This window comes from Anaerostipes stercorihominis, assembly GCF_057535655.1.
The window spans coordinates 14,514-36,126 of the sequence record NZ_BAAJCL010000001.1 but is presented as its reverse complement, the minus strand read 5'-3'; the positions used below and the strand labels follow the sequence as shown (position 1 = coordinate 36,126).

Below are 21,613 nucleotides of genomic sequence, written 5' to 3'. Positions count from 1 at the left end.
AAGGAAATTATCCTGTTACTGTCCTATATATAAAACGACGGGGCTTCATCAAAAGATGTGGGAATCGTCTTCCCCTCTTGACAATCCGGTAATTCCGGTACGCACAATCTCAACAACTTCAAAATCATCAATTAAATTAATAAATGCTTCGATCTTCTGAACGTTGCCTGTTAATTCAATCATTAAATTATCTTTTGAAACATCTACAACTTTTGCTCTGAAAATATCTGCAATGGTAATGATCTCCTGCTTCTCAGCCTTATTTGCTCTGATTTTAGCAAGAATCAATTCTCTGCAAACGGAGCGGTCGCTTTTCAATTCAAAAATCTTTACGACATCTTCTAACTTTGAAAGCTGATTTTTGATCTGCATTAAAATCATATCATCACCGCTGACTGCGATCGTTATTCTGGAAAACTTTCCTCCCTGCAGGGTGCACGCTGTAATTGTATCAATATTATAGCCTCTTCTGGTAAATAATCCGGAAATCCGGCTCAATACTCCCGGTGTATTTTCAACAAGTATTGAAAGAACAATTTGCCGCATCTTTTTCACTTCCTTTTCTTTATCGTCCCCCCGAATTCTTTGGCAAATAGGGAACCATAACTTTTTTCTATTCTACCAATTCTACAAATATGTGTCAAGAAAGAATCTTTTTTGACCAGTTCATTTTTCATCGGAAAGCCCCCGCTTTGCTGTACATGGCGATATCACAAAAGCTCCGCACAGCATAAACCGAATACAAGCAAAAAATTGCCATCCCTGTATCCGGTATGCTAAGCGGAGCAGATTTTCTAAAAACTTTGAAGTCCTCTATTCTCCTGCCGCATCATGATCTGCTGCGGTTGTTGGAGCAGAAGTTGTTGGATGATGAGTTGTCGGTGCGGAAGTTGACGGTTTGGAAGTCGTAGCTTCCGATTTTGTACTTTCTGTTCTTCGGTGAGTTGAGGTCGTTGATGTGCTGGAATGTCTGGTACTGTAGGATGTGGACGTACCGGTACTTCCCGTGCTGTAATAAGTAGAGCGGCTGGTGCTTCCGGCACTTCCCGTTTCGCTTCCTGAACTTGAATAACCGGAGTATCCAAAGGTCTCCACATCCGCAGTTCCACCATATTCTTCCGCCCAATCCTTTTTATCCCCCTGATCGAATAAGAAATAATTGAGCGCTGCCTTATTTGCCTTGAAGTTTACGAAAAATACAAACATATTGCTCTGTGCACGCCCCATTTTGTAGGTTCCTTCCAACGGTACCTGCATCTGATCAATTTCTGTGGTACCCATCTGAACCACTTTCAACACAAGGCTTTTTAAATATTTTGCACTCATATCAGTGGAAACGTCAGACAAAGCGTCCAGTGCGATCTCCGCAATTTTCGTAGGACTTTGCTCTAAGACTTTATTCAAAGCCGCCTGAAGAACTGCTCTTTGTCTTCCGGTACGACCAAAATCTCCATCTCCGTATTTCTTTGAAACAACATAACGAACTCTGGCATACCCCAGCGCCTGATTTCCGTTTAATGTTTGCTTTCCAACTTTTACATTCCGATATTTTTTCTTGGAAATATAGTTGGTTGTATTTAAATAATGGGCTTCTTTTTCTTCCAGAGAAATCTCAATCCCGCCGACTTTATTGATAACTTTTTCAAAGGTTCTAAAGTCCACAACACAGTAATTATCAATTTTAATATTAAAGTTTTCGGCAATCGTCTGATAGAGAAGCTCCACTCCTCCGTATGCGTAAGCCGAATTTAATTTATTGTGTCCATGTCCCGGAATCTCCACGTACATATCCCGCATTAAAGAAGTTAGCTTCAATTCTTTTGTTTTAAAGTTAACGGTAGCAATCATAATGCTGTCAGAACGGCCGTGATCCCCCTTGATTGCACCGTGATCGGATCCAACCAGCAAAATGTTTAAAACATCCTTGTTAAAGGTTAAATCATCGCTGACCTTCACAGAAGTTAATTTTTTCCCCTGATTATTGCTGACTGCCGCTTCCAGACGTGCATCGTAATATCCCAGAACGCCGCCGCCGGCAATTCCGAGAATTAAAAATATGGCCAAGATTATTTTAAACTTTTTCATCTTCCTTTGTGCCTCCTCACAATTATCTGCTCATGGTTATTGATTATATCATATTCAAAAGGAAAACAACAGTCGATTTTATTAAGTTTTTCAAAAGATTCTCCTTTCTTTTTGTGAATTTTCAATTTCGGCTTTCTTCTTAGGATTCCCAATAGGAGCGATTCATCGTCAATTTAGGAATCCATTTTTTCGGAAGTTTCTGATAGTTTTTTCCAAGTTTATATCCCACTAGCTTACATCCGGTGTCTATGATATATTTCGGGATGTGCTGTATTTTGCCACGGGTTATCAGGTGGCGCAGCGTTGAGAAAACCATCTTAAATCCCTCGGACTCGGATTTTACTTCTAAAAAAAGACCTCCGTAATCTACCTGCGACACTGCAAGGTCAAAATTTCGCCGCAGCTGTTCCAACGGCGTATAATCATGCCAGTGCCATACCTTTGCATCCGCTTGATAGAAAACGGCCTTTCCTGCCTCAATCAACTTTGATGCCATAATCATATCTTCATTAAAAATTGTTTTGTGAAGAAATCCTCCCATTGCATCATAATCCTTTTTTCGATAAGCGCTGCAGACATTCGAGCAAAAAAAGGTCTTAATACCTAACGTTTTCAAATCATCCTTTGTCTTTCGGCGGCTCTGTGCCGGATAATTAAAATTTCTTGTATAATATTCAATATAATTTTTTCTTGGATCCGCCATTTGTCTTCCGTAAGCTGCTGCAACCTCAGGATCTTCAAAAACTCGAATTAAATTTTCAATCAAAAATTCATCCTTGGGCACGGCATCATCTGTCATAAATAAAATCAGATCTGCGTCAGAAAGCGACGCTCCATAATCTCTGGTTCTTCCATGGTCAAAGTCTTGTTTTTGAATATGATATACTTCTACATTTTTGTAAGGAATTATCATATCCTCTGGAAAAAATTCTTTTTCAGTATTGATCAACAGAATACGATCTGGTTTTCTTGTCTGAACAGACAGCCTTTTTAAGGACCTTCTGAATTTTTCTCCGGGTTTATAAGTTGGTATAATCAAATCAACCTTCATAGGATCTCCCTTTCTCAGCGCCTTACTTTTGTTCCTTTGGTATCACGCTTGGCAAGTTTTAATTTCTGAAATTCCAGCGTTTTCTTTTTATACAGAATTGAGGTAATATTTTGTGCTTCCATAACATAAACATTGCTTAACAGATCTTCTCTGGAAAGTCTCATACTCCGAACTCCCAAAGCTCCTTTTTTCTTTGTTGGGATTTCGGAAAGCATAAATTTCAGAAACATGCCTTCCCTGGTCTGCAAAACTACTTTTTCATCCGCCTCATTTTCGGAGGATACGGGAATCACCGCAAGCAATTGATCTTCTGATAATTTCGTAGCCTGAACTGTTCTTTTGGACGCTTTTAGCTGGTCTCCGTCAACGAGTTTCATCATACTTTTTTCTGTTGCAAACAGCAGACGGCTTTGCAGTATCTTTTCCGACGCCAAAACAGTTACGATGGATTCTTTAGCGCTGTCATAATTTCCTAAATTATCAATGGGGACTCCTTTATCCCGGAATTTTCCAGCAGGAATATCCAAAGCTTTGATCTGATGCATCATTCCCAGATTGGTAAAAATACAAATTTTATCGGTATTCATGCATGGAACAAGATACTTGTAATCTTTTTGGATATTTTCTTTGTTTCGCTCATAGGTGGCTTTGTCCAAGGTTTTAGAATATCCAAAACGATCCATAACAAAATAGACCTGTTCTTCCTTGATCGGAGCCTCGATATAGACAGCCTCTTTTGCATTTTCAATCACAGTTTTTCGTTCTTTGGAAAACTCTTTTTTCAAACGATCCAATTCTTTCCGAACTACTTTTTTTAAGGAATTCGGATGATTTACAATATCCTCATACGTTTCAATTTTTTTTACGATTTCTTCGTATTCTTCTCGAAGCGCTAAAATTTCAAGACCAATCAGACGATATAATTTTAAATCCAGAATTGCAGTGGCTTGCTTATCCGTAAAAGATAATTTTGACGCTTCAATCATAGAATCGGAAGATCGAAAACGAATCGCTTCGGTTTTCCCCTTTGTCAGACAGGCTTTGACTTCTTTCTGACTGTTGCTGCCACGGATAATTTCTATGATCAAATCAATCATATCGCATGCCTTCATAAGTCCTTCTTTGATTTCTCTCTGCTCGTACAGTCTTTTCAAAAGAGTTTGATATTTTCTTCTGGTAATTTCATAATGAAATTTCGTATGGCATGCAATGATTCCCTTTAAATCCAGTGTTTCCGGTCTTCCATCTACAATCGCAAGCATATTTACGCCAAGAGTATCTTCTAATTTTGTCTTCTTATACAGTAAATTTTCCAGCCGTTTTACATCGGCGCCCTTTTTCAGTTCCAGAACAATTCGGATCCCGTCTTTGGAGGATTCATTGGAAATATCCAAAATATCCGTTGTGACTTTATTTTCAATGAGGCTTACCACATCCGATAAAAATTTGGAGATGTTATTTCCGATCATTGTATATGGAATTTCAGATATAACCAGCTTATCTTTTTCCCCTCGTTTTGTACTTTTTTCAAAGTGTACTTTTCCCCGGAGTTTTATTTTTCCGGTCCCGGAGGAATAGATGGAAAGAAGATCTTTTTGATTTACAACTCTTCCTCCGGTAGGAAAATCCGGACCATGAAGATATTCCATAAGTTCTTCGTTGGTAATGCTTTCTTTTCTCATATAAGCCTTGACGGCATCCACGACCTCACCCAAATTGTGCGGCGGAATACTGGTCGTCATACCAACGGCAATTCCGTCTGCTCCATTTACCAGAAGATTGGGCACTTTCACTGGAAGAACTTCCGGCTCTTTTTCTGTCTCATCAAAATTGGAAACAAAGTTTACAGTGTTTTTGTCTAAATCTGCAAGATATGCCTCCTGTGTCACTTTTTGTAATCTTGCTTCTGTATAACGCATCGCAGCCGCTCCATCTCCTTCAATAGAGCCAAAATTTCCATGTCCGTCTACCAGCGGAAGCCCTTTCTTAAACTCCTGAGACATCACTACCAGAGATTCGTAAATGGAACTGTCTCCATGCGGATGATATTTACCCATGGTATCTCCGACAATTCTGGCTGATTTTCTATGGGGACGATCGTAACGCAGTCCCAGTTCATCCATTGCATACAGTACACGTCGCTGTACAGGTTTTAAGCCATCTCTGGCATCCGGAAGCGCTCTGGAACAAATAACACTCATTGCATAATCTATATAAGATTTCTGCATAACTTCAGAAAATTCTGCTTTTATAATATGTTCTGACATTTTATGCCCTTTCTGTTTCTTTTTTTAATATTTAAATATCAAGCATTGCATCGTTTGCATTTTCGTAGATAAAATTTCTGCGCGGTGGAACCTCACTTCCCATGAGCATGGAAGTTACATCGGAAGCCATTCTGGCGTCTTCGATTTCAATTTGCTTTAGCGTCCGGCTTTCCGGATTCAGCGTAGTTTCCCACAGTTGCCCGGCATCCATCTCTCCAAGTCCTTTATATCTTTGCAGCGTAAAGCTCCCCGGATGCTTTGCCCGATATTTCATAAGCGCCGTATCATCAAACAAATACAGTTCTTCTCCTTTTTTGGGGATTGCTTTATAAAGAGGCGGTGTTGCAAGATAGACATGTCCATGGGTAATTAATTCCGGCATAAAACGATAGAAAAAAGTCAATAAAAGGGTAGCGATATGAGCTCCGTCCACATCGGCGTCCGTCATAATAATAATCTTATGATACCGGAGTTTGCTAAGATCAAAATCATTTCCATATCCCTCTGAGAATCCGCAGCCGAACGCATGAATCATCGTCTTGATTTCAGCATTGGCTAAGACCTTGTCCATCGTTGCCTTTTCTACATTCAGGATTTTCCCTCGAATCGGAAGAATCGCCTGAGTCTTTCGGTTTCTTGCGGTTTTTGCCGATCCTCCGGCAGAATCTCCCTCAACAATGAAAATTTCACACTCTTCCGGTTTTCTGCTTTCACAATTTGAAAGTTTTCCATTGCTGTCAATGGAGAGTTTTTGTTTCACCAACATATTTGTCTTGGCTTTTTCTTCTGCTTTTCGTATTTTTGCAGACTTTTCTGCACAGGAAAGTACCTTTTTTAAAGTTTCTAAGTTTCGGTCAAAATATAAAACAACTTCCTCTCCTGTAATCTCTCCGACAGCTTTCCCTGCATCGGGATTATCAAGTTTTGTTTTTGTTTGTCCCTCAAATCTTGGCTCCGGATGTTTTACCGAGATAATTGCAGTCATTCCATTGCGCACATCGGCTCCCGTAAAATTAGCATCTTTCTCCTTTAAAATTCCAAGCTCCCTTGCATACTGATTCATAATGGTCGTAAATTTTGTTTTAAAACCGGTAATATGAGTTCCGCCTTCGATCGTATAAATATTGTTGCAAAAGCCTAAAATATTCTCACCAAAATCTTCTGTATATTGAAACGCAGCTTCCACTTCAATTCCGTCAATGATTTGTTGAAAATAAATGGGTTCATGGAGAACCTGCTTACCTTCATTTAATTTTTTCACATAAGCACAGATCCCTTCCGGCTCATGATAATCTACCGTTGTTTCTTCTCCCTGTCTTTGGTTTATATAATGAATGGTAAGCTTGGGATTTAAATAAGCAGTCTCATGAAGCCGATTGCGCACCATCGCTGCTTTGAAATAGGTTTTATCAAAAATTTCCGGATCGGGAAGAAATTGAACTGTTGTTCCTGTATCTGTTTTTTTGCAGGAACCAATGATCTCCAGCGGACCTAAAATTTTTCCCCTGGCATATTTTTGCTGATATATTTTCCCATTTTGTTTGATTGTAACGGTAAGCCATGTGGATAATGCATTGACAACAGAAGCGCCCACCCCATGAAGACCTCCAGAGATTTTATATCCTCCATCACCAAATTTTCCGCCGGCATGCAGCATGGTGAAAACCATCTCCACCGCCGGGATTCCGGTTTTTTCATTGATACCAACAGGAATTCCCCTTCCATTGTCCGACACGGATGCTGTTCCGTCATTATGTAAGCATACGGTAATATCATTACAATATCCGGCAAGAAACTCATCCACCGAATTATCAACAATTTCATAAATTAAATGGTTCAGACCTTTTGTAGATACACTTCCGATGTACATGCCAGGCCGCTTCCTGACAGCCTCCAATCCCTCCAAAACCGAGATACTATTGGCATTATATGTATGGTTTGACATCATTTAGCTGTCCTCCTAACTTTACAGATAATCTTAGATAGTTTATCACAGAAATTTCTGTTTTACAAATATGGAATTTCGATTAAATTTGACTTTGTACGACAAAAAAACTATAATAACAAAAGAAAAACAGAAAGGAATCAAGAGTATGAAACGTAGGATTTACAAAAAGATTTTAATGGGCATTTTGGGATTTTCTGCCCTTATCTTTACTGCAGCATGCAGTCAAGCCAAAACTACAGATCCCGCTCAGACAATGGAGGCATTTTATCAGCTGATCGTTTATCAAAATACCAAGTCCATAACGGAGCTTGGGATTGCCCCTCAAGAAGCAAAAGAAACTTTAAAAACTTATCAATCATCCATGGTATCAACGATTCAAAAAAGCTTTGATGATGCCGGAGTTACCATCAATAAGGCACAGGCACAGAAAATTTTTCAATCCATCAGCAAAAAACTTGCTGCTTTGGATTACAGCATTGACGTGGTAAAAGAAAATGACAAACAGGCTGCAGTCAAAGTTTCCAGCCAATATATTCATTACCTGGATATTTTCAAAGAAGCAAAAGATACAACCATAAGGGAACTAAAACCACTTCATATCGAGGATCTTTCCGGAGCTAAAAAGCAGTTGGTTGAAAATGTCATCGAAGCATTTGAGAATGCAAAAGTATCAAAAGAGATGCACAGCAGAACGTTCCAGCTGAAAAAACAAAAAATCAAAAGTGGAGACGACACCATTCAAGTGTTCTTTCCAAAAGACTATGAACAAGTTGGAATTCACTTGATACAGATGACAACGAATCAATAAAAAGAAAAGAGAGAACCGTTTTCCCACACGATCAAAAGGTCAGCCAAATCATTTTGGTTGACCTTTTTTGCTTCCCCAAAACGCATTGTTTTCCTTATAAGTTGAAGCATTCCTCGTCCTCTTCCAGCATTTTTTTCAATTGCTTTCTTGCATCACTGCAGCGAAGTTTTACACTGCGCTCAGATATTTGAAACAAGTCAGCAATCTCTTTGCACTTAAATCCATAAACGTATCGAAATAATAATGTATCTCGATTCCGATCCGGCATCGCACCTAATTTTTGTTTTAAAGACTCCAGATCAATCATCTGAAGATACGTGTTTCGCGGATCTTCTACAAAATCTCCTTCATCCCCGTCATCATAGGTAAGGCTTTCATGTTCATTATTTTTCTCATCCTGAATTAGCGCAAGCGCCGTATTTTTTGTCATGGCAGTTAAAAAATAAAGAATCTCATCTTCCGGTACTTTTAAAATACTATTTGGATACAAAAGTGCTTTTTCAAAAACACTTTGAAGTACATCTTCTGCCAGGTCAATATCTTTTACATAATTTTTCGCAATATAAAATAATTTCTTTGAATATAACATATATAACTGCTCAATATATTTTACGGTACTCTTGCCAATAGGTTTCCTCTTACGTATTTTCATTTATATTCTTCTCTCTTAATTTAAAAGTATTACAGGGTTAATGATCACTCTCAACTATTATAAAGATATAAATTCTAGTTGTAAATAACCGTATCGTAAATTTGTGACACTTTTTCTATATTTTTCATAGTTTTGTAACTTTATGACACACTGCCGCATGGTGAATCAAATAAAAATTCCTCCAATACTGCCGAAAGATTTTCTTCTGAATATTCAATTTCTTTAGAATATATTCTGACAATATCAAAAAAAGTAAATGACTTCTTCTTATCATGACAAAATTGATAAATCGTTTCTATCAGCAGACAGCTTAAAACCGCAAATCTAACTTTATCAAATAAATTATAATCTTCATAGGCGCTCATAAAATACCGATAAATAAAGTAACCTGCAAGATTCTCATAATATAAAGCGTTTCCTGGATCGGAGACAAAAATCGTCGATTCCTGTGCGATCTCTGAGAGAATCTCTTTCCATGATGGATTCATACAATCCAAATCATGATAAAAATAAATCCAGCGTTTTAATGATTCAGACATGTGAAAGCTTTCTAGAAAATGAAATTCCTGAATTTTAACCATTGATATATCTCTGGGAAGTTCCTGATCCTGATTGATCTGCTGCTGAAGGGCAAAAGTGAAATCTAAAATTCGATTGATTCGTTTCTCGATTGGAAGGCTGCGGTTCCTAAGTATTTGAAATAGCCATTCTTGAGCCATAAAAAGCCAATTTGCCCAATCGTCCTCCTTGAATTCTTCAGAATCCCCTGAAACTTCTACTAACCGAAACGGCCGATGATTTTGAAGAATCAAATCCACTGCCTGCTCGCAAGCCAGACCAAGACCGCTTTGTACTATAGATCCATACTGATTGTGAAATCTGGGATGCTGTGCGCAAATCTGACACAGCGCAGTTTCTCCCAGCGTACGATAGATTTCACATAAATTTTTTTGATTTAAAAACACACAGCGCCCCGAAGAATCTTTACGGAAAACAGCGCCTTCATCTGAACACAAAATCCCGTTCTGTAAAGCTTCTCCGAACGGTCCCGTTACTTTGTGATACTCTTGCAAGGAATCTTGATCAATCATAATATCCCATCCGATACAGCAATTGTCTTTACAGAGATTTTCTTTGCATCGAAATTTTTTATAATGTTCCGGAACATAAACTCTCATGATTACCTCCCTTCCCATTCAATTATAACCTATTCACACAGATATGAAAATATCCTTTTTCAAGAGTCTTCGCAAAAAGGAAGTGCTGTTTTACAGACACTTCCAGTGATTTCACAGCACTTCTTTTTTCAATGGTTATGATACATTCATTTGATATTCTAATCGAATTCGATCTGCAATCACAGCAATAAATTCAGAATTCGTCGGGCGGTCCTGTCCGGAATGTACAAAGGAACCAAAAATTTCTCCTAATAACTTCTGATTTCCACGGTTCCATACAATATCAATGGCATGGCGGATCGCTCTCTCAACACTACTTGATGTGGTTTTATATTCTTTTGCGATGGATGGATATAGAAGTTTGGTAATATAATTTACCATATTAGAATCTTCCACAGCCATCACAATCCCTGATCTTATATACTGATACCCTTTAATATGTGCCGGGATTCCCAAGTCACGTGCCAAAAGACTTACATCCTTGCGAATGTCATTGGTTCTGCGAGCAATTCCCAATGGGTTTTGATATTCCTCCTGACTTTGCTGAATTTTTGTATGAATTGACTTCAGCCTGCTTAACTGTTCCATTCTGTGAAGCAGCATTTTCGGTTGAAACGGTTTCATCATACAGTAATCTACTCCCATATAGCACAGATATTCCATAAGATTTTGTGTTCCGATGGAAGTTAAAACAATAAAAGAGGGAAGGTCCTCTTCTTCCATGGCTTCCCGGCACTTTTCAATGACTCCGATTCCATCCAGTCTCGGCAGCATTAAATCCAAAACTACGATATCCGGATGAAAATGAGCGATATCATCCAGCGCTTTCATTCCATCACTGCTGACTGATATAATATCAAATTTTTTGGACAATTCCTCCTTTAATTGTCTCTGCTCTTCTGAATCATGGTCCGCAATCAAAACACGGTATTTTTCATTCATTTTTATCCTCCTTTTACAAGCCAAACCTCTGCATGCTTCCCCAAGTATCTCTCTTATATCCTGCCATTATATTTTAACACTAATTCAAGAGACATTTTTATGATATTCTCCTCTTAATTTGTCTGCAATCATTGCAATAAACTGTGAATTCGTAGGTTTGCTCTTTTCCCCACTGATGGTATAGCCAAACATTTCTTCCAGAAGTTCTATTTTCCCCCGGTTCCATGCAATTTCAATTGCATGGCGAATTGCCCTTTCCACACTGTTGGATGTGGTCTTATACTTTTTAGCTATGGTTGGATATAGAAGCTTGGTAATATAATTCATCATGTTTCCGTCCTCAATTACCAGAAAAATTCCTTCTCTTAAATATTGATATCCTTTAATATGGGCAGGGATTCCAAGATCTCTGATCATTCTTGTGATCTCCTGACGAATATGATATTGAAAGTAAAAAGACAAGTTCTGATTTCTTTTTTTTACGTCTTTCTTCGGCTGAGTTTTTTGGTTCATATGTTTGAATCGAAAAATCTGCTGGATACGATGTACTAAAATTTCAGGTTCAAAAGGTTTCATCATACAATAGTCAACATCCATAGAGCTTATAAGATCTGCAGATATCTCTGATCCACCGGCAGTTGTTATAATGCAGACCGGGATTTGTTCCAAACCTAATTGTTTCTGGCAGTTTATAATCACCTCCATGCCCTTATGTTTCACCGTATCCATATTTAGAACGATAACATTGGGACGATATTTCCGTATTTCACTGGTATAATCTTTCCCATCGTTTTGATTTATGAAAACATCAAAACTGCTTTTTAATCCTGTTTCTATCTTTTGTGCCTCTTGTTGATCACTTTCTATCACCAAAACCCTCAGTTTCTTTTCCATAAGCCTTGATTCTCCTTCCTAGGCTCTGTGTTTCTCTTCACATTGCTATGAGAGAATCTCGTTTCCATACTCCAGACGAATTTTATCAGCAATCAGCGCTATAAATTCTGAATTTGTCGGCTTTCCTTTTCCTGCATGAACAGTATAGCCAAATAAAGCATCAATGGTATCCATTTTTCCACGTCCCCATGCAACTTCGATTGCATGTCGTATCGCCCGCTCCACTCTGCTTGGCGTAGTGGAAAATTTCTCTGCAATGGTCGGATACAGTTGTTTCGTGATGGAATTTAAAATATCCATATCGTAAACAGCCATCATAATCGAATCTCTTAAATACTGATATCCCTTAATATGAGCCGGAACTCCGATTTCATGAATCATATTGGTAATAATGATCTCTAAATGATTTTGAGTAATTCCATGAGGTTCTTCCACCATTGAAACCAGAGGTTTTACAGCTGATTGTCCGGATCTTACCTGCTTAATCTTTCGGATGACCGTTCCGGAATCAAACGGCTTTAAAATGAAATAAGAAGCTCCAAGTTCCATTGCTTCCTCACAGACATTTTCCTGTCCCATCGCAGATAACATTATAACAGTCGGTTTCTTTTCCAAACGCTCTTCTTTTAATCGTTCCAAAACACCAATCCCATCAAGCTTGGGCATAATAATATCCAGCAAAACCACATCCGGATGTTTTTCTTTAATCACCTCAACTGCGGCTTCCCCATTATCTGCACTTGCAATCACGTCAATGTCCTTTTCCTGTTCCAGTATTTCTGTCATCATTTCAACCATCCTCTGGTTATCATCGGCAATTGCAACATTAATTTTACTCATTTTAAGTCCTCCAATTCTGTTTTTATTTACAAGATTATTATATATTTTATCGAAGTTTACAAACAACCCGCTATCTTTCGCAAGTTTTTGCCGAATCACAAAAAATTCAATGTTTTTAGATCTTCCTCGACACAATTTTTTTAAAAGAACGTCGAATTTTGCATCGCCGAACCTTCACTCAAGGTTCACTTAAGGTCCTTCTTTAAGGACAAAAAGCAAAAGGAGAGGACCTCCTAATTTGGAAATTCCTCTCCATTTTTAAGCTGCTTTTTTAATTCTGTGATGGATTTTACCAGAATGTCTGCACCTGCTTCTTTTAATTCTTTTTCGGAGCCGAAACCATAAAGAACCCCGATATTGTCCAGCCCATTTTGCTTAGCCCCCACAATATCATGACTTCGATCACCGATCATGACAACCCGTTTTACATTCTTGATTTCACACTGCTTTAAAGCATATTGTATAACTTCCGCTTTTGTTCCTCGCGTCCCGTCCAGTTCCATTCCATAGATGCCATGAAAATACTTTTCCAGTCCAAAATGCCGGATAATTCTTCTGGCATAATTTTCGGGTTTTGAAGTTGCGATAACTGCTTTTTTCCCAACATCACAAAGCATCGAGAGAACCTCTTCCAATCCCTCATAAACCCGACATTCAAAGATGCCCCGGTCCTGATAATATTCTCTGTAGAATCCTACTGCTTTCCATGCCTGCTCTCTTGAAAATCCGTAATATCTTTGAAAAGAATCAATTAACGGCGGTCCAATAAACTCATATAGTTTTTCTCGGTCTTTTTCTGTAATGCCATATTTTCTGAGAGCGTACATAACAGAATTTGTAATTCCCAGCGCAGAATCTGTAACAGTTCCATCCAGATCAAAAAAATAAAATTCATAGCTTTTCATTGAATCACACTTCCTTCTTTATCTCGATATACTTCAATTTTTTGGTCAATCTGTCCTTTGAGTTCCTCTACATGAGAGATAATGCCTACCATCTTTTCTCCCTCCGATGATAATTGATGGATAATTTCCATTGCTTTTGTTAACGATTCATGATCCAAAGTTCCAAATCCCTCGTCAATGAAAATGGTATCAATATGAATCCCGCCGTTCTGACTTTGAATCACATCACTGAGTCCCAGTGCAAGGGACAATGCCGCCTTAAAAGATTCTCCTCCGGAAAGCGACTGTACGTCTCGATTTTTTCCGGTCCACTGATCAAAAACTTCGAGATCCAGTCCTGTCTGAAGTCGTTTATTATTGGTTTCTTCCTTCCTTTTCAACAAATATCTCTCGTCACTCATTAACAGCATCCTCTGATTTGCCGCAGATAATACATAATCCAGATAGACAGACTGAACAAAACTTTCAAATGTAATTTTTGCTTTTCCGTTTAATTCTCCGTTTGCAGTGTCAGAAAGATCCTTCAAAATACTATACTGTTTTTCGATTTCCTCATTTTCCCGAACTTTATGCTTCAAACGCTGCAGACAGTTTTCGTTGATTTTTCTTGTCCCGGATAATGTTTCTATCTGTTCCGAAAGTTTCTGATGTGCGTCTTTAAGATCGTTTAAAGTGTGTTCCAACAGGGTTATTTTCGGCCTTTTCTGATTGCTCAATTCTCTTTGAAGCGCTTGTTTTTGCCGTTGACATATTTCCCGCCTAATCTTGTAATCCTGAAGAAGCTTTCGATTGGTTTCCAAATCCTCACGATTCATCCGATCATCCGAAAGCTCCTTTTGAGAAAAGGGCTGCTTTTCCGTTTCATAATCCTGTCTGAGGCAAAGAAGCTGTTTTTTCTGGTCCTGCAAATTTTCTTCTGCCTCGTTGTATCTGCTCTCAAGATCTGCACATAGCTTCTGTACTTCTAAAACCTCCTGCTCCTTCCTGCTTCGCAGAAATTCATACTTCTCTATTTGGGATTGAAGCCTCATCTGCTCCTTTTTGGCTGCTTCATAACAGTCAAAGGTCAAATGTTTCTGAATTTGGGAAAGTCTTGCCTTTGCCTCCCCTTTCGTTACCTCTTGCTTATAAATCTCTTCTGAAACTCTCTGCTGCTGTTTCAGAAGAGATTGCAGCAGCTGTTGTGCTTGTTCTCTCTTTGCCTGTGTCCGTCGTACGGTTTCCTGCTGTTTCTTTAACCAGTCGAAATCCTCTTTACACTGCCGTAAGATTTCCTGATATTTTTGATAGAGGAACTGAATTTTTTCAAATTCCTGCTCGTTCAACCCACTCTCTTTTTCCACAATTTCTTTTTGATTTTCTGCTTTGGCCCGTCGACTGGTTGTCTCCCTGAGAATGGCTTCATATTGATGATCCTTTTCTTCCTCCTGCTGTTTTAATCGTTTCAATTGGGAAATTGTAACATCACTGTTTTGTAACTTTGCCTTATTGGGATGCACTCTTGAACCACATACCGGACAAGGTTCGCCGCTTTGAAGCCCTGCAGCCAGAAGCCCTGCCTGATTGCAGTCATATTGATTCTGAGCTTTTAGAACTTGTTGTTTGATGATCTTTCTTTCCTCAAATATCGTCTGAAACTGGTTTAATATCTCCTGGTAGGAAGCCTCCTCCTTTTTCCAGTTTTCCAACTGTTTGAGCAGTCCTTTCCATTTTTTTGCTTTTGCCTGAATTTCCAGACCTTCCTCACGCTTTTTTTCTATGGAGGCTTCCAAATCTTCATGCTCTCTTATAAATGCAGCATATACTTTCTGTTGCTGCTGCTGTTCCTGATACCGATTGGATAAACGCTTCTGTTCTTTTTGAAGCCGGCTCAGCTCTTTTTGTGTGCCTTCGATCTCTTCCTTGAAGCTCTCTAAGTTCTGATATTCTTTTTTCTGATGTTCCAACTGCTTTAAATCAACTGCCATTTTTTGAATCAGAGGCTCTTTTTCCTGAATTTCATCATACTCTTTCATACATCGCAGTTTTCTTTCTTGTTCATTTTTTAACTGAAACAGAGTTTGCTGCATTCGATTCTCGATTTCCTTGGCTCTGCGTTCTCGATCCCTGATGTTTTCTTCTATTGGGACAAGCACCGTTAAAATACGCTCTGCATTGACTAATTGATTTTCTAACCCAGCCATTTCCTCCTTCCGGGCTTCCAGCTTCAAAGATTCCTGCATCAACTGTTCCAACTGGTCAAACTTTTGGTTTTTTTCTTGAGCTCCCTGAAATTCCATGGAGATCTTCTGCACCATCTTCTGCAGTTTTGATGATGTTTCCTTCCATTGGTGATATTCGATGGACGTTCGATGCTGATATTGCTCCAGTATGTTCATAAATTCTGACACCAGGGACTCTTTCTGAAAGTATTCCTCATATTTCACATACTCTTCGTCAGTTTCATGGATTTCTGCCTGACCCTCCAGTACAAAAATTTCTTTCATTAAGGTTTCATGTTCTCTGATGCACGCCCGATACCGCTCCTTGAGCTTGTTTTGAAAGTCATAAAGATATTCTGTTCCGAAAATTTTCCGATAGATTTCACCTCGTTCTTTACTTTGCGCATACAAAAGCTTTAAAAACTCTCCCTGTGCAATCATGGAAATTTGTTTGTACTGGGAACGGTTCATGCCCAAAATTTCCTCAATTTTTTCAGTCACACTTTTTGTTCCGGTACATAAAATTTCGTTTTCCTGATATAATACGGCATCCGCATTTTGCCTTGTAACACCGTTCCCTCTTTTGCTTTTTCTCATATAGGAAGGATTTCGCTGAATTTTATAATTCTTCTGACGATGTTCAAAGGAAAGAAGAACTTTTGTTTCTACGTCATCTCTTGCGAAATCACTGCGCATCATTTCGGATTTTCGATATTCTCCGCTGACTTCTCCGTAAAGGGCAAAACAGATAGCATCAAAAATGGTCGTCTTTCCTGCCCCTGTTTCTCCAGAAATCAAAAAAATTCCCTGAAAATTTTCAAAATGTATTTCTGTTTTTCCGGAAAATGGTCCAAAAGCCCACATTTCTAATATTTGAGGTCTCATTGCTCTGCCTCCTTAAAAATTGATGCCATCGTTTCCATTCTTTTTTGGTCTGCCTCCACATGATTCTGTATTTTATAAAATTCAGAAAATAATTGGATCGGGTTTTGATTAAAAAGATGCTCCTGCTGAAATTTTATATGTTCCAGTGTTTGCATATATTTCCGATTTTCAAAACTGATCTGCATTACATTTGGATAGACTTTGCGTACTTTTCCAATGACATCAAACATTTCATCCTCATCTGTTAAAATAACATGCATATAATCCTGTAAATTTCCCAATTCTACTTCTCCATTCAACAGTTCTTTCATGCTGCATTTAATCTCGCGCATATCATGAAGCGGCCGAAGAATACGGTAGGACAGGTCTATGGTTTTGTTTTTTTCAATTGTCAAAATCGTTGCCTTTTTTTCTGTATGAATTTCTGAAAAAGAATACTTTAAAATAGAACCTCCATAACGCACATGTTCTCTGCCCATTGCCTGAGGTTTATGAATATGACCCAAAGCCACATAATCAAAATCATCAAACACCCGGTAGTCAACCTGATCCAGACCTCCCAGAGAACTGCTTTCAGAATCTGAAAGCTCCGGATTTTTATGATTGGCAGTCACAAACTGATGTGCTAATAAAATGTTTGTCTGTCGGGTATCTACGTTCATTTGTTTTACAAAATATCTCAAACACTCCTCAGTGTTTTCTTTCTGAATTCCAAGCAAGTGATTGATATATACTGGCTTGACAAACGGCAAGAGATAAAAACAGACGGAAACCTTCTCGTCTTTAATTGTAATCTTCTCCGTCTCTCCCTGAAACAGGGAAGATATGTAAATATGAGACTGGGAAAGCAGATGTCTTCCAAAAGAAAGCCGTTCCCCGGAATCATGATTCCCACTGATAATCAAAACCTTTTTCTGCAGAATATTTAATTTGTTTAAAAATTCATCCAGAAGACGGATCGCTTCAATGGTTGGAATTGATTTATCGAAAACGTCCCCGCACAGAAGAATCACGTCCACTTCTTCTTCCTCTATTATCTTTAAAATTTGCAGTAACATGTATTTTTGATCTTCGATCATGGATATTTCATTTACTCTTTTTCCAAGGTGAAGATCTGATAAATGTAAAATTCTCATATATTTTCCTCTTTTTCACAGTATACATTTCATTTTCATGATTCATTATAACAGCTTTTTTCTATCTTTGCCTAATTTCTTTCCACAAAAGCAAGTGAAAAGACGGCTCATCAAGATGACGAACCGTCTTTTAACCACCTAATGTTACATCCTGCCTGCGATACCATTCTAAAGCTTTCTCAAAATCATCATCTGTATAGTCAGGCCAGAATTTTTCCTCTACATAAAAGTCAGCGTACACGGACTGAATCGGGAGAAATCCTGACAGGCGGCGCATTCCGCCCCACCGTATGATGAGATCAATTCTTGAAATTTCTTCTGAGAAAACATGACCATCTTTTTTTAAATGAGACAGATCCCATTTCCATCCGTAATTCACTAAAAAATTAACTCGAATTCCCCCTCCATGCACAGGGGTTCTCGTATTATACGGCAAGAGTTCTTTGGGAAAGCATTTTGAGCGAGAGTCTCCTATGACAAGAAGATCAGCTCCCTCTCTCGTGAGCATCTCCACCGCTTTTACACAGGCTTTTTGAAACGCCTGAAACTGTTCCGAAGGACGTTTGCAGTTATCCGTTGTAAATCCGTAATAGGTAATTTCCTCAATGCCGCACATCTTTGCCTTTTTTAGCAGTTGAAGTCCGGGTTTTAATCCAAAATTGTAGCCCTCCTGTTTTTTTAATCCATGGGCAACTGCCCATCGCCGGTTCCCGTCCGGTATGATTCCGATATGTCTCAGTTTGTGTTTGCTCATCTTTCTATTCTCCTAATAAAACTTTATACAGTGATTATATCCCATTTTTAAAATTTATTACGAACTCAAAGATAAGTCTGATTCTTATTTTGCCATTTCCTCTATCATTGTTTCTGCCAGAATCGCATAACCTCTCGAAGGTTTCTCGACAAATACATGTGTCACCGCGCCTATGAATTTGTTTCCCTGTACAATCGGGCTCCCCGACATTCCCTGTACAATTCCGTTGGTTAATTTTAAAAGATTCTTATCCGTAATTTCTATTTCCATACTCTTTGTTGTATTGGAGTCCGAATGATTTACTTTACGAATTTTAATTTCGTATTTTTTAAATTCTCCGCTGATATTGGATAAGATATAAGCCTTTCCCTCTTTAATATCCTGACGATATCCGACCTCGTACTCCTTTTGGTTTCCAAGTGCCATAGAGCCATAGATCCCTTTTTCCGTATTCTTTTCAATGGCTCCAATGACATTTTCCTCTTTATAGTAAATATTTCCGACAATTTCCCCCGGAGATCCAGCTTTTCCTTTTGATATGGAATCTATTTGAGGATCTAAAAGAAATCCTCCTTTTACGTCCATTAAATCTCCGGTATCCATATCACAAATCCCGTGTCCAAGTCCTCCAAATCCATTTTTGCTGGTGTAGGTTAACGTTCCGATCCCCTGTGTATTATCTCTGACCCATGCTCCGATTTTATACTGATGGTCCGATGCGGACATCACCGGCAATACTTTAATGGTAATCTTTTTAGAATTTCTGCGAACGTCTAAGGTAATTTCTTTGCCCTTGCATTGATTTACCATGGACATAAAGGAAACCTTAGAATCAATGGATGTGCCATTGACCGCCAGGATATAATCTCCCCGATATAATTTATTGCTGCTTGGCGCATGGCTGGCTCCGTCAATCCCTGTAAAAGTATCTGTTTCCAATACCAAAAGTCCTTTTGTCTCCACATAAATTCCTACAACTTTTCCACTTGGCACAACTCGCTTTGTGTCCACCACATGAACCTTGATCTTTTTTAACGGAATGGTTCCAAACAAGCTGGCGTCCATTTCATACTGTCCGGTTTCACTTTGTTTAAATACAAAGGGATGATTTAGCTGAATTTTTTGGTTGTTAATCTTTGCCGTTGCCGGAACATTATACTTTAAAGATGTTTCCTGCCCTTTTTTGATATGAATTGCATTTGGAAGCTGCTCTTTGCAGTATTTGATGTAAAGAGTACCAATTGCCAAAAGATTTAGAAAAAAAAGCAATATCAATATTTTTCGATAATAGTATTTCCGCATAAATTTTCCTCCTAAAAAAGGACGTACCTTTTTTTGTGATACATCCTTTTTATTATGTGCTATTATCGTCAATCGAATCAGTATAATTTTACGTCATTTGCTAAAGATTTCATTTCTTTTGCATTTTTCATAGAAGTTTCGGTTCTTTGATCCCCGCTGATCATTCTGGAAATTTCTTCCAGTGATTCCTTTGCATTTAATTGCCGAATGGTTGTGGAGGTTTTCTTCTGGTCTGTTTGTTTTTCAATAAAATAATGGCTGTCTGCCATTGCTGCAATCTGAGGAAGATGTGTAATGGCAATCACTTGATGATCTTTTGAAATGAAAGCCATTTTTTTTGCGACACGATTGGCAGTCTCTCCGCTGATTCCCGTATCAATTTCATCAAAAATCAAGGCATTGACCCGATCTGCTTCTGCCGCCACAGATTTCATCGCTAACATAATTCTTGACAATTCTCCTCCAGAAGCCACTTCCTGCACCGGACGCGGAGGAAGCCCGGGATTGGTAGAAATCAGAAAACGCACATGATCCGTTCCGTCCGGCGAAATCCGCTTTTCTTTTGTAATCTCAATTTCAAAACTTACAGAAAGAAAATTTAAATCCTTCAGCGCCTTTGTAATTTCTTTTTGTAAGTTTTTCCCAATGGTTTTTCTTCCTGCCGAAAGTGTTTCCGCTGCAAGATAATAAGAATCCTCCAGCTGCTTTTGCTGCGCTTTCAGAGATTCTATTTGTACAGACGCATTCTCAAGAACCTCAAGACGTTTGGAAGCTGTGTTGACATACTCCAATATCGCTTCGATGGAAGTTCCATATTTTTCCTTTAATCCATTGATTAAATTCAGCCGCTGTTCAGTTTCTGCAAATGTCTGCTCATCAAACTCCGTCTCTTGTACATAATCGGTTAATTCCTGGTGAAGACTCCCGAGCAGATCCTCTACCTGAAGCAGCTGTTCATAAAATCCATGAATTGTGGGATCCAGATGACTGACTTCCTGCATCTTTCGGATACTTTCCGTTAATTGATTCCCGATTGCCTGATCCTCCTCATATCCCGTCAGGCGACTGACAGCATAACAGGATGCTGCAATTTCCTTCCGATACAGCATTTTTTTGTAAAGCAGCTCTAACATCTCATCTTCTCCGCAGTTGAGATTTGCAGCTTCAATTTCCTGGATCTCATGTTCTAAAAAATCAATTTCCCGAAGTCTTTGATGATCATCCATCGAAAGCGCCTTTATTTGTCCAGAAAGTTCCGAATATTGACTGGCAAGACTGCGGCACGTATTTAATGCCGTTTTTGATTCTTTCGTAAGAAAATAATCCATCATGGACAAATGATTTTTTTCTTTCAGCAATACCTGATGCTCCTGCTGACCATGAAGATGAAACAGCCGTCTGGAAACTTCTCTTAAAGTTTTTAAAGTGACAGTGCTGTCGTTGATTTTATTTATGCTTCGGCGTTCCTGAATCACACGTTTGATAAACACCTGTCCATCTTCAATTTCCAAATCAAACGCTTCAATCTCCTGAATTGTCTGCGGATCATCAATCCAAAACAACAATTCAATGACCGCCTCCTTCGCTCCGGGACGAATCATATCTTTTGGAATTTTCTTCCCCAACGCGCTTTCAATTGATCCGATCAAAATTGATTTTCCGGCCCCGGTCTCTCCTGTCAGAATATTTAAATGTTCATGAAATGTAATTTCAATCTCGTCAATCAGAGCCAGATTTTTTACATGTAAATTTTGAAGCATAGAAC

Annotated in this window: 17 protein-coding genes; 1 reads left to right on the top strand and 16 read right to left on the bottom strand. The window is 38.7% G+C overall.

The window, feature by feature from the left end; genetic code table 11:
* Positions 1-48: 48 nt before the first annotated feature.
* The 5 genes from ilvN to AC27EF_RS00160 all read right to left on the bottom strand — a co-directional run bounded on the left by ilvN (position 49) and on the right by AC27EF_RS00160 (position 7,348).
* The gene (gene ilvN / locus AC27EF_RS00180) at positions 49-546 is read right to left on the bottom strand and encodes an acetolactate synthase small subunit (protein ID WP_487108150.1); all 498 of its coding nucleotides are present in this window, start codon (positions 544-546) and stop codon (positions 49-51) included.
* 267 nt (positions 547-813) lie between these two features.
* On the bottom strand, positions 814-2,085 hold the full coding sequence (locus AC27EF_RS00175) for an LCP family protein (protein ID WP_487108149.1): 1,272 nt from the start codon (positions 2,083-2,085) through the stop codon (positions 814-816).
* A 139-nt stretch (positions 2,086-2,224) separates the two neighbouring features.
* A complete protein-coding gene (locus AC27EF_RS00170) occupies positions 2,225-3,136 on the bottom strand; it encodes a glycosyltransferase family 2 protein (RefSeq protein WP_487108148.1) in 912 nt (303 codons plus the stop codon).
* Between the two features lie 14 nt (positions 3,137-3,150).
* Positions 3,151-5,403, bottom strand: coding sequence for a DNA gyrase/topoisomerase IV subunit A (locus AC27EF_RS00165; RefSeq protein ID WP_487108147.1), 2,253 nt, complete (start codon positions 5,401-5,403; stop codon positions 3,151-3,153).
* 31 nt (positions 5,404-5,434) lie between these two features.
* Positions 5,435-7,348: a DNA gyrase/topoisomerase IV subunit B gene (locus AC27EF_RS00160; RefSeq protein WP_487108496.1), complete on the bottom strand. Its 1,914-nt coding sequence runs from the start codon at positions 7,346-7,348 to the stop codon at positions 5,435-5,437.
* Positions 7,349-7,496: 148 nt separating this feature from the next.
* Between AC27EF_RS00160 and AC27EF_RS00155 the strand changes: the two genes are divergently transcribed.
* The gene (locus AC27EF_RS00155) at positions 7,497-8,159 is read left to right on the top strand and encodes a hypothetical protein (protein WP_487108146.1); all 663 of its coding nucleotides are present in this window, start codon (positions 7,497-7,499) and stop codon (positions 8,157-8,159) included.
* Between the two features lie 94 nt (positions 8,160-8,253).
* Here AC27EF_RS00155 and AC27EF_RS00150 read toward each other — a convergent pair whose 3' ends face one another.
* The 11 genes from AC27EF_RS00150 to recN all read right to left on the bottom strand — a co-directional run bounded on the left by AC27EF_RS00150 (position 8,254) and on the right by recN (position 21,608).
* The gene (locus AC27EF_RS00150) at positions 8,254-8,811 is read right to left on the bottom strand and encodes an RNA polymerase sigma factor (RefSeq protein ID WP_487108145.1); all 558 of its coding nucleotides are present in this window, start codon (positions 8,809-8,811) and stop codon (positions 8,254-8,256) included.
* 140 nt (positions 8,812-8,951) lie between these two features.
* Positions 8,952-9,989 carry a flagellin lysine-N-methylase gene (gene fliB, locus AC27EF_RS00145; RefSeq protein WP_487108144.1) on the bottom strand — a complete coding sequence of 346 codons (1,038 nt, stop codon included), beginning with the start codon at positions 9,987-9,989 and terminating at the stop codon, positions 8,952-8,954.
* 135 nt (positions 9,990-10,124) lie between these two features.
* Positions 10,125-10,931 (bottom strand): sporulation transcription factor Spo0A, encoded by an 807-nt coding sequence (spo0A, locus tag AC27EF_RS00140; protein WP_487108143.1) that lies wholly within the window; start codon positions 10,929-10,931, stop codon positions 10,125-10,127.
* An 84-nt stretch (positions 10,932-11,015) separates the two neighbouring features.
* Positions 11,016-11,825 (bottom strand): sporulation transcription factor Spo0A, encoded by an 810-nt coding sequence (gene spo0A, locus AC27EF_RS00135; RefSeq protein ID WP_487108142.1) that lies wholly within the window; start codon positions 11,823-11,825, stop codon positions 11,016-11,018.
* A 45-nt stretch (positions 11,826-11,870) separates the two neighbouring features.
* Positions 11,871-12,665, bottom strand: coding sequence for a sporulation transcription factor Spo0A (spo0A, locus tag AC27EF_RS00130; protein ID WP_487108141.1), 795 nt, complete (start codon positions 12,663-12,665; stop codon positions 11,871-11,873).
* 233 nt (positions 12,666-12,898) lie between these two features.
* The gene (locus AC27EF_RS00125) at positions 12,899-13,570 is read right to left on the bottom strand and encodes an HAD family hydrolase (RefSeq protein ID WP_487108140.1); all 672 of its coding nucleotides are present in this window, start codon (positions 13,568-13,570) and stop codon (positions 12,899-12,901) included.
* Positions 13,567-16,656 carry an SbcC/MukB-like Walker B domain-containing protein gene (locus tag AC27EF_RS00120; protein WP_487108139.1) on the bottom strand — a complete coding sequence of 1,030 codons (3,090 nt, stop codon included), beginning with the start codon at positions 16,654-16,656 and terminating at the stop codon, positions 13,567-13,569. Before AC27EF_RS00120 ends, AC27EF_RS00125 begins: the two co-directional genes overlap by 4 nt.
* Positions 16,653-17,792: an exonuclease SbcCD subunit D gene (locus AC27EF_RS00115; RefSeq protein WP_487108138.1), complete on the bottom strand. Its 1,140-nt coding sequence runs from the start codon at positions 17,790-17,792 to the stop codon at positions 16,653-16,655. Before AC27EF_RS00115 ends, AC27EF_RS00120 begins: the two co-directional genes overlap by 4 nt.
* 130 nt (positions 17,793-17,922) lie before the next feature.
* Positions 17,923-18,546 (bottom strand): undecaprenyl diphosphate synthase family protein, encoded by a 624-nt coding sequence (locus AC27EF_RS00110; protein ID WP_487108137.1) that lies wholly within the window; start codon positions 18,544-18,546, stop codon positions 17,923-17,925.
* A gap of 84 nt (positions 18,547-18,630) precedes the next feature.
* Entirely contained in the window at positions 18,631-19,848 is a 1,218-nt protein-coding gene (gene spoIVB, locus AC27EF_RS00105; RefSeq protein ID WP_487108136.1) for a SpoIVB peptidase, read from the bottom strand.
* 77 nt (positions 19,849-19,925) lie between these two features.
* Positions 19,926-21,608, bottom strand: a complete 1,683-nt coding sequence (gene recN, locus AC27EF_RS00100; protein WP_487108135.1) for a DNA repair protein RecN — start codon at positions 21,606-21,608, stop codon at positions 19,926-19,928.
* Positions 21,609-21,613 lie beyond the last annotated feature (5 nt).

What these genes read in the sequence shown, in the direction of transcription:
- recN (WP_487108135.1), bottom strand. Translation starts at nt 21,608, where the DNA reads ATGCTTCAAAATTTACATGTAAAAAATCTGGCTCTGATTGACGAGATT.
- spo0A (WP_487108142.1), bottom strand. Translation starts at nt 11,825, where the DNA reads ATGGAAAAGAAACTGAGGGTTTTGGTGATAGAAAGTGATCAACAAGAG.
- AC27EF_RS00115 (WP_487108138.1), bottom strand. Translation starts at nt 17,792, where the DNA reads ATGAGAATTTTACATTTATCAGATCTTCACCTTGGAAAAAGAGTAAAT.
- spo0A (WP_487108141.1), bottom strand. Translation starts at nt 12,665, where the DNA reads ATGAGTAAAATTAATGTTGCAATTGCCGATGATAACCAGAGGATGGTT.
- AC27EF_RS00155 (WP_487108146.1), top strand. Translation starts at nt 7,497, where the DNA reads ATGAAACGTAGGATTTACAAAAAGATTTTAATGGGCATTTTGGGATTT.
- ilvN (WP_487108150.1), bottom strand. Translation starts at nt 546, where the DNA reads ATGCGGCAAATTGTTCTTTCAATACTTGTTGAAAATACACCGGGAGTA.
- AC27EF_RS00170 (WP_487108148.1), bottom strand. Translation starts at nt 3,136, where the DNA reads ATGAAGGTTGATTTGATTATACCAACTTATAAACCCGGAGAAAAATTC.
- AC27EF_RS00160 (WP_487108496.1), bottom strand. Translation starts at nt 7,348, where the DNA reads ATGTCAAACCATACATATAATGCCAATAGTATCTCGGTTTTGGAGGGA.
- AC27EF_RS00150 (WP_487108145.1), bottom strand. Translation starts at nt 8,811, where the DNA reads ATGAAAATACGTAAGAGGAAACCTATTGGCAAGAGTACCGTAAAATAT.
- spoIVB (WP_487108136.1), bottom strand. Translation starts at nt 19,848, where the DNA reads ATGCGGAAATACTATTATCGAAAAATATTGATATTGCTTTTTTTTCTA.
- AC27EF_RS00125 (WP_487108140.1), bottom strand. Translation starts at nt 13,570, where the DNA reads ATGAAAAGCTATGAATTTTATTTTTTTGATCTGGATGGAACTGTTACA.
- AC27EF_RS00165 (WP_487108147.1), bottom strand. Translation starts at nt 5,403, where the DNA reads ATGTCAGAACATATTATAAAAGCAGAATTTTCTGAAGTTATGCAGAAA.
- AC27EF_RS00120 (WP_487108139.1), bottom strand. Translation starts at nt 16,656, where the DNA reads ATGAGACCTCAAATATTAGAAATGTGGGCTTTTGGACCATTTTCCGGA.
- spo0A (WP_487108143.1), bottom strand. Translation starts at nt 10,931, where the DNA reads ATGAATGAAAAATACCGTGTTTTGATTGCGGACCATGATTCAGAAGAG.
- AC27EF_RS00110 (WP_487108137.1), bottom strand. Translation starts at nt 18,546, where the DNA reads ATGAGCAAACACAAACTGAGACATATCGGAATCATACCGGACGGGAAC.
- fliB (WP_487108144.1), bottom strand. Translation starts at nt 9,989, where the DNA reads ATGAGAGTTTATGTTCCGGAACATTATAAAAAATTTCGATGCAAAGAA.
- AC27EF_RS00175 (WP_487108149.1), bottom strand. Translation starts at nt 2,085, where the DNA reads ATGAAAAAGTTTAAAATAATCTTGGCCATATTTTTAATTCTCGGAATT.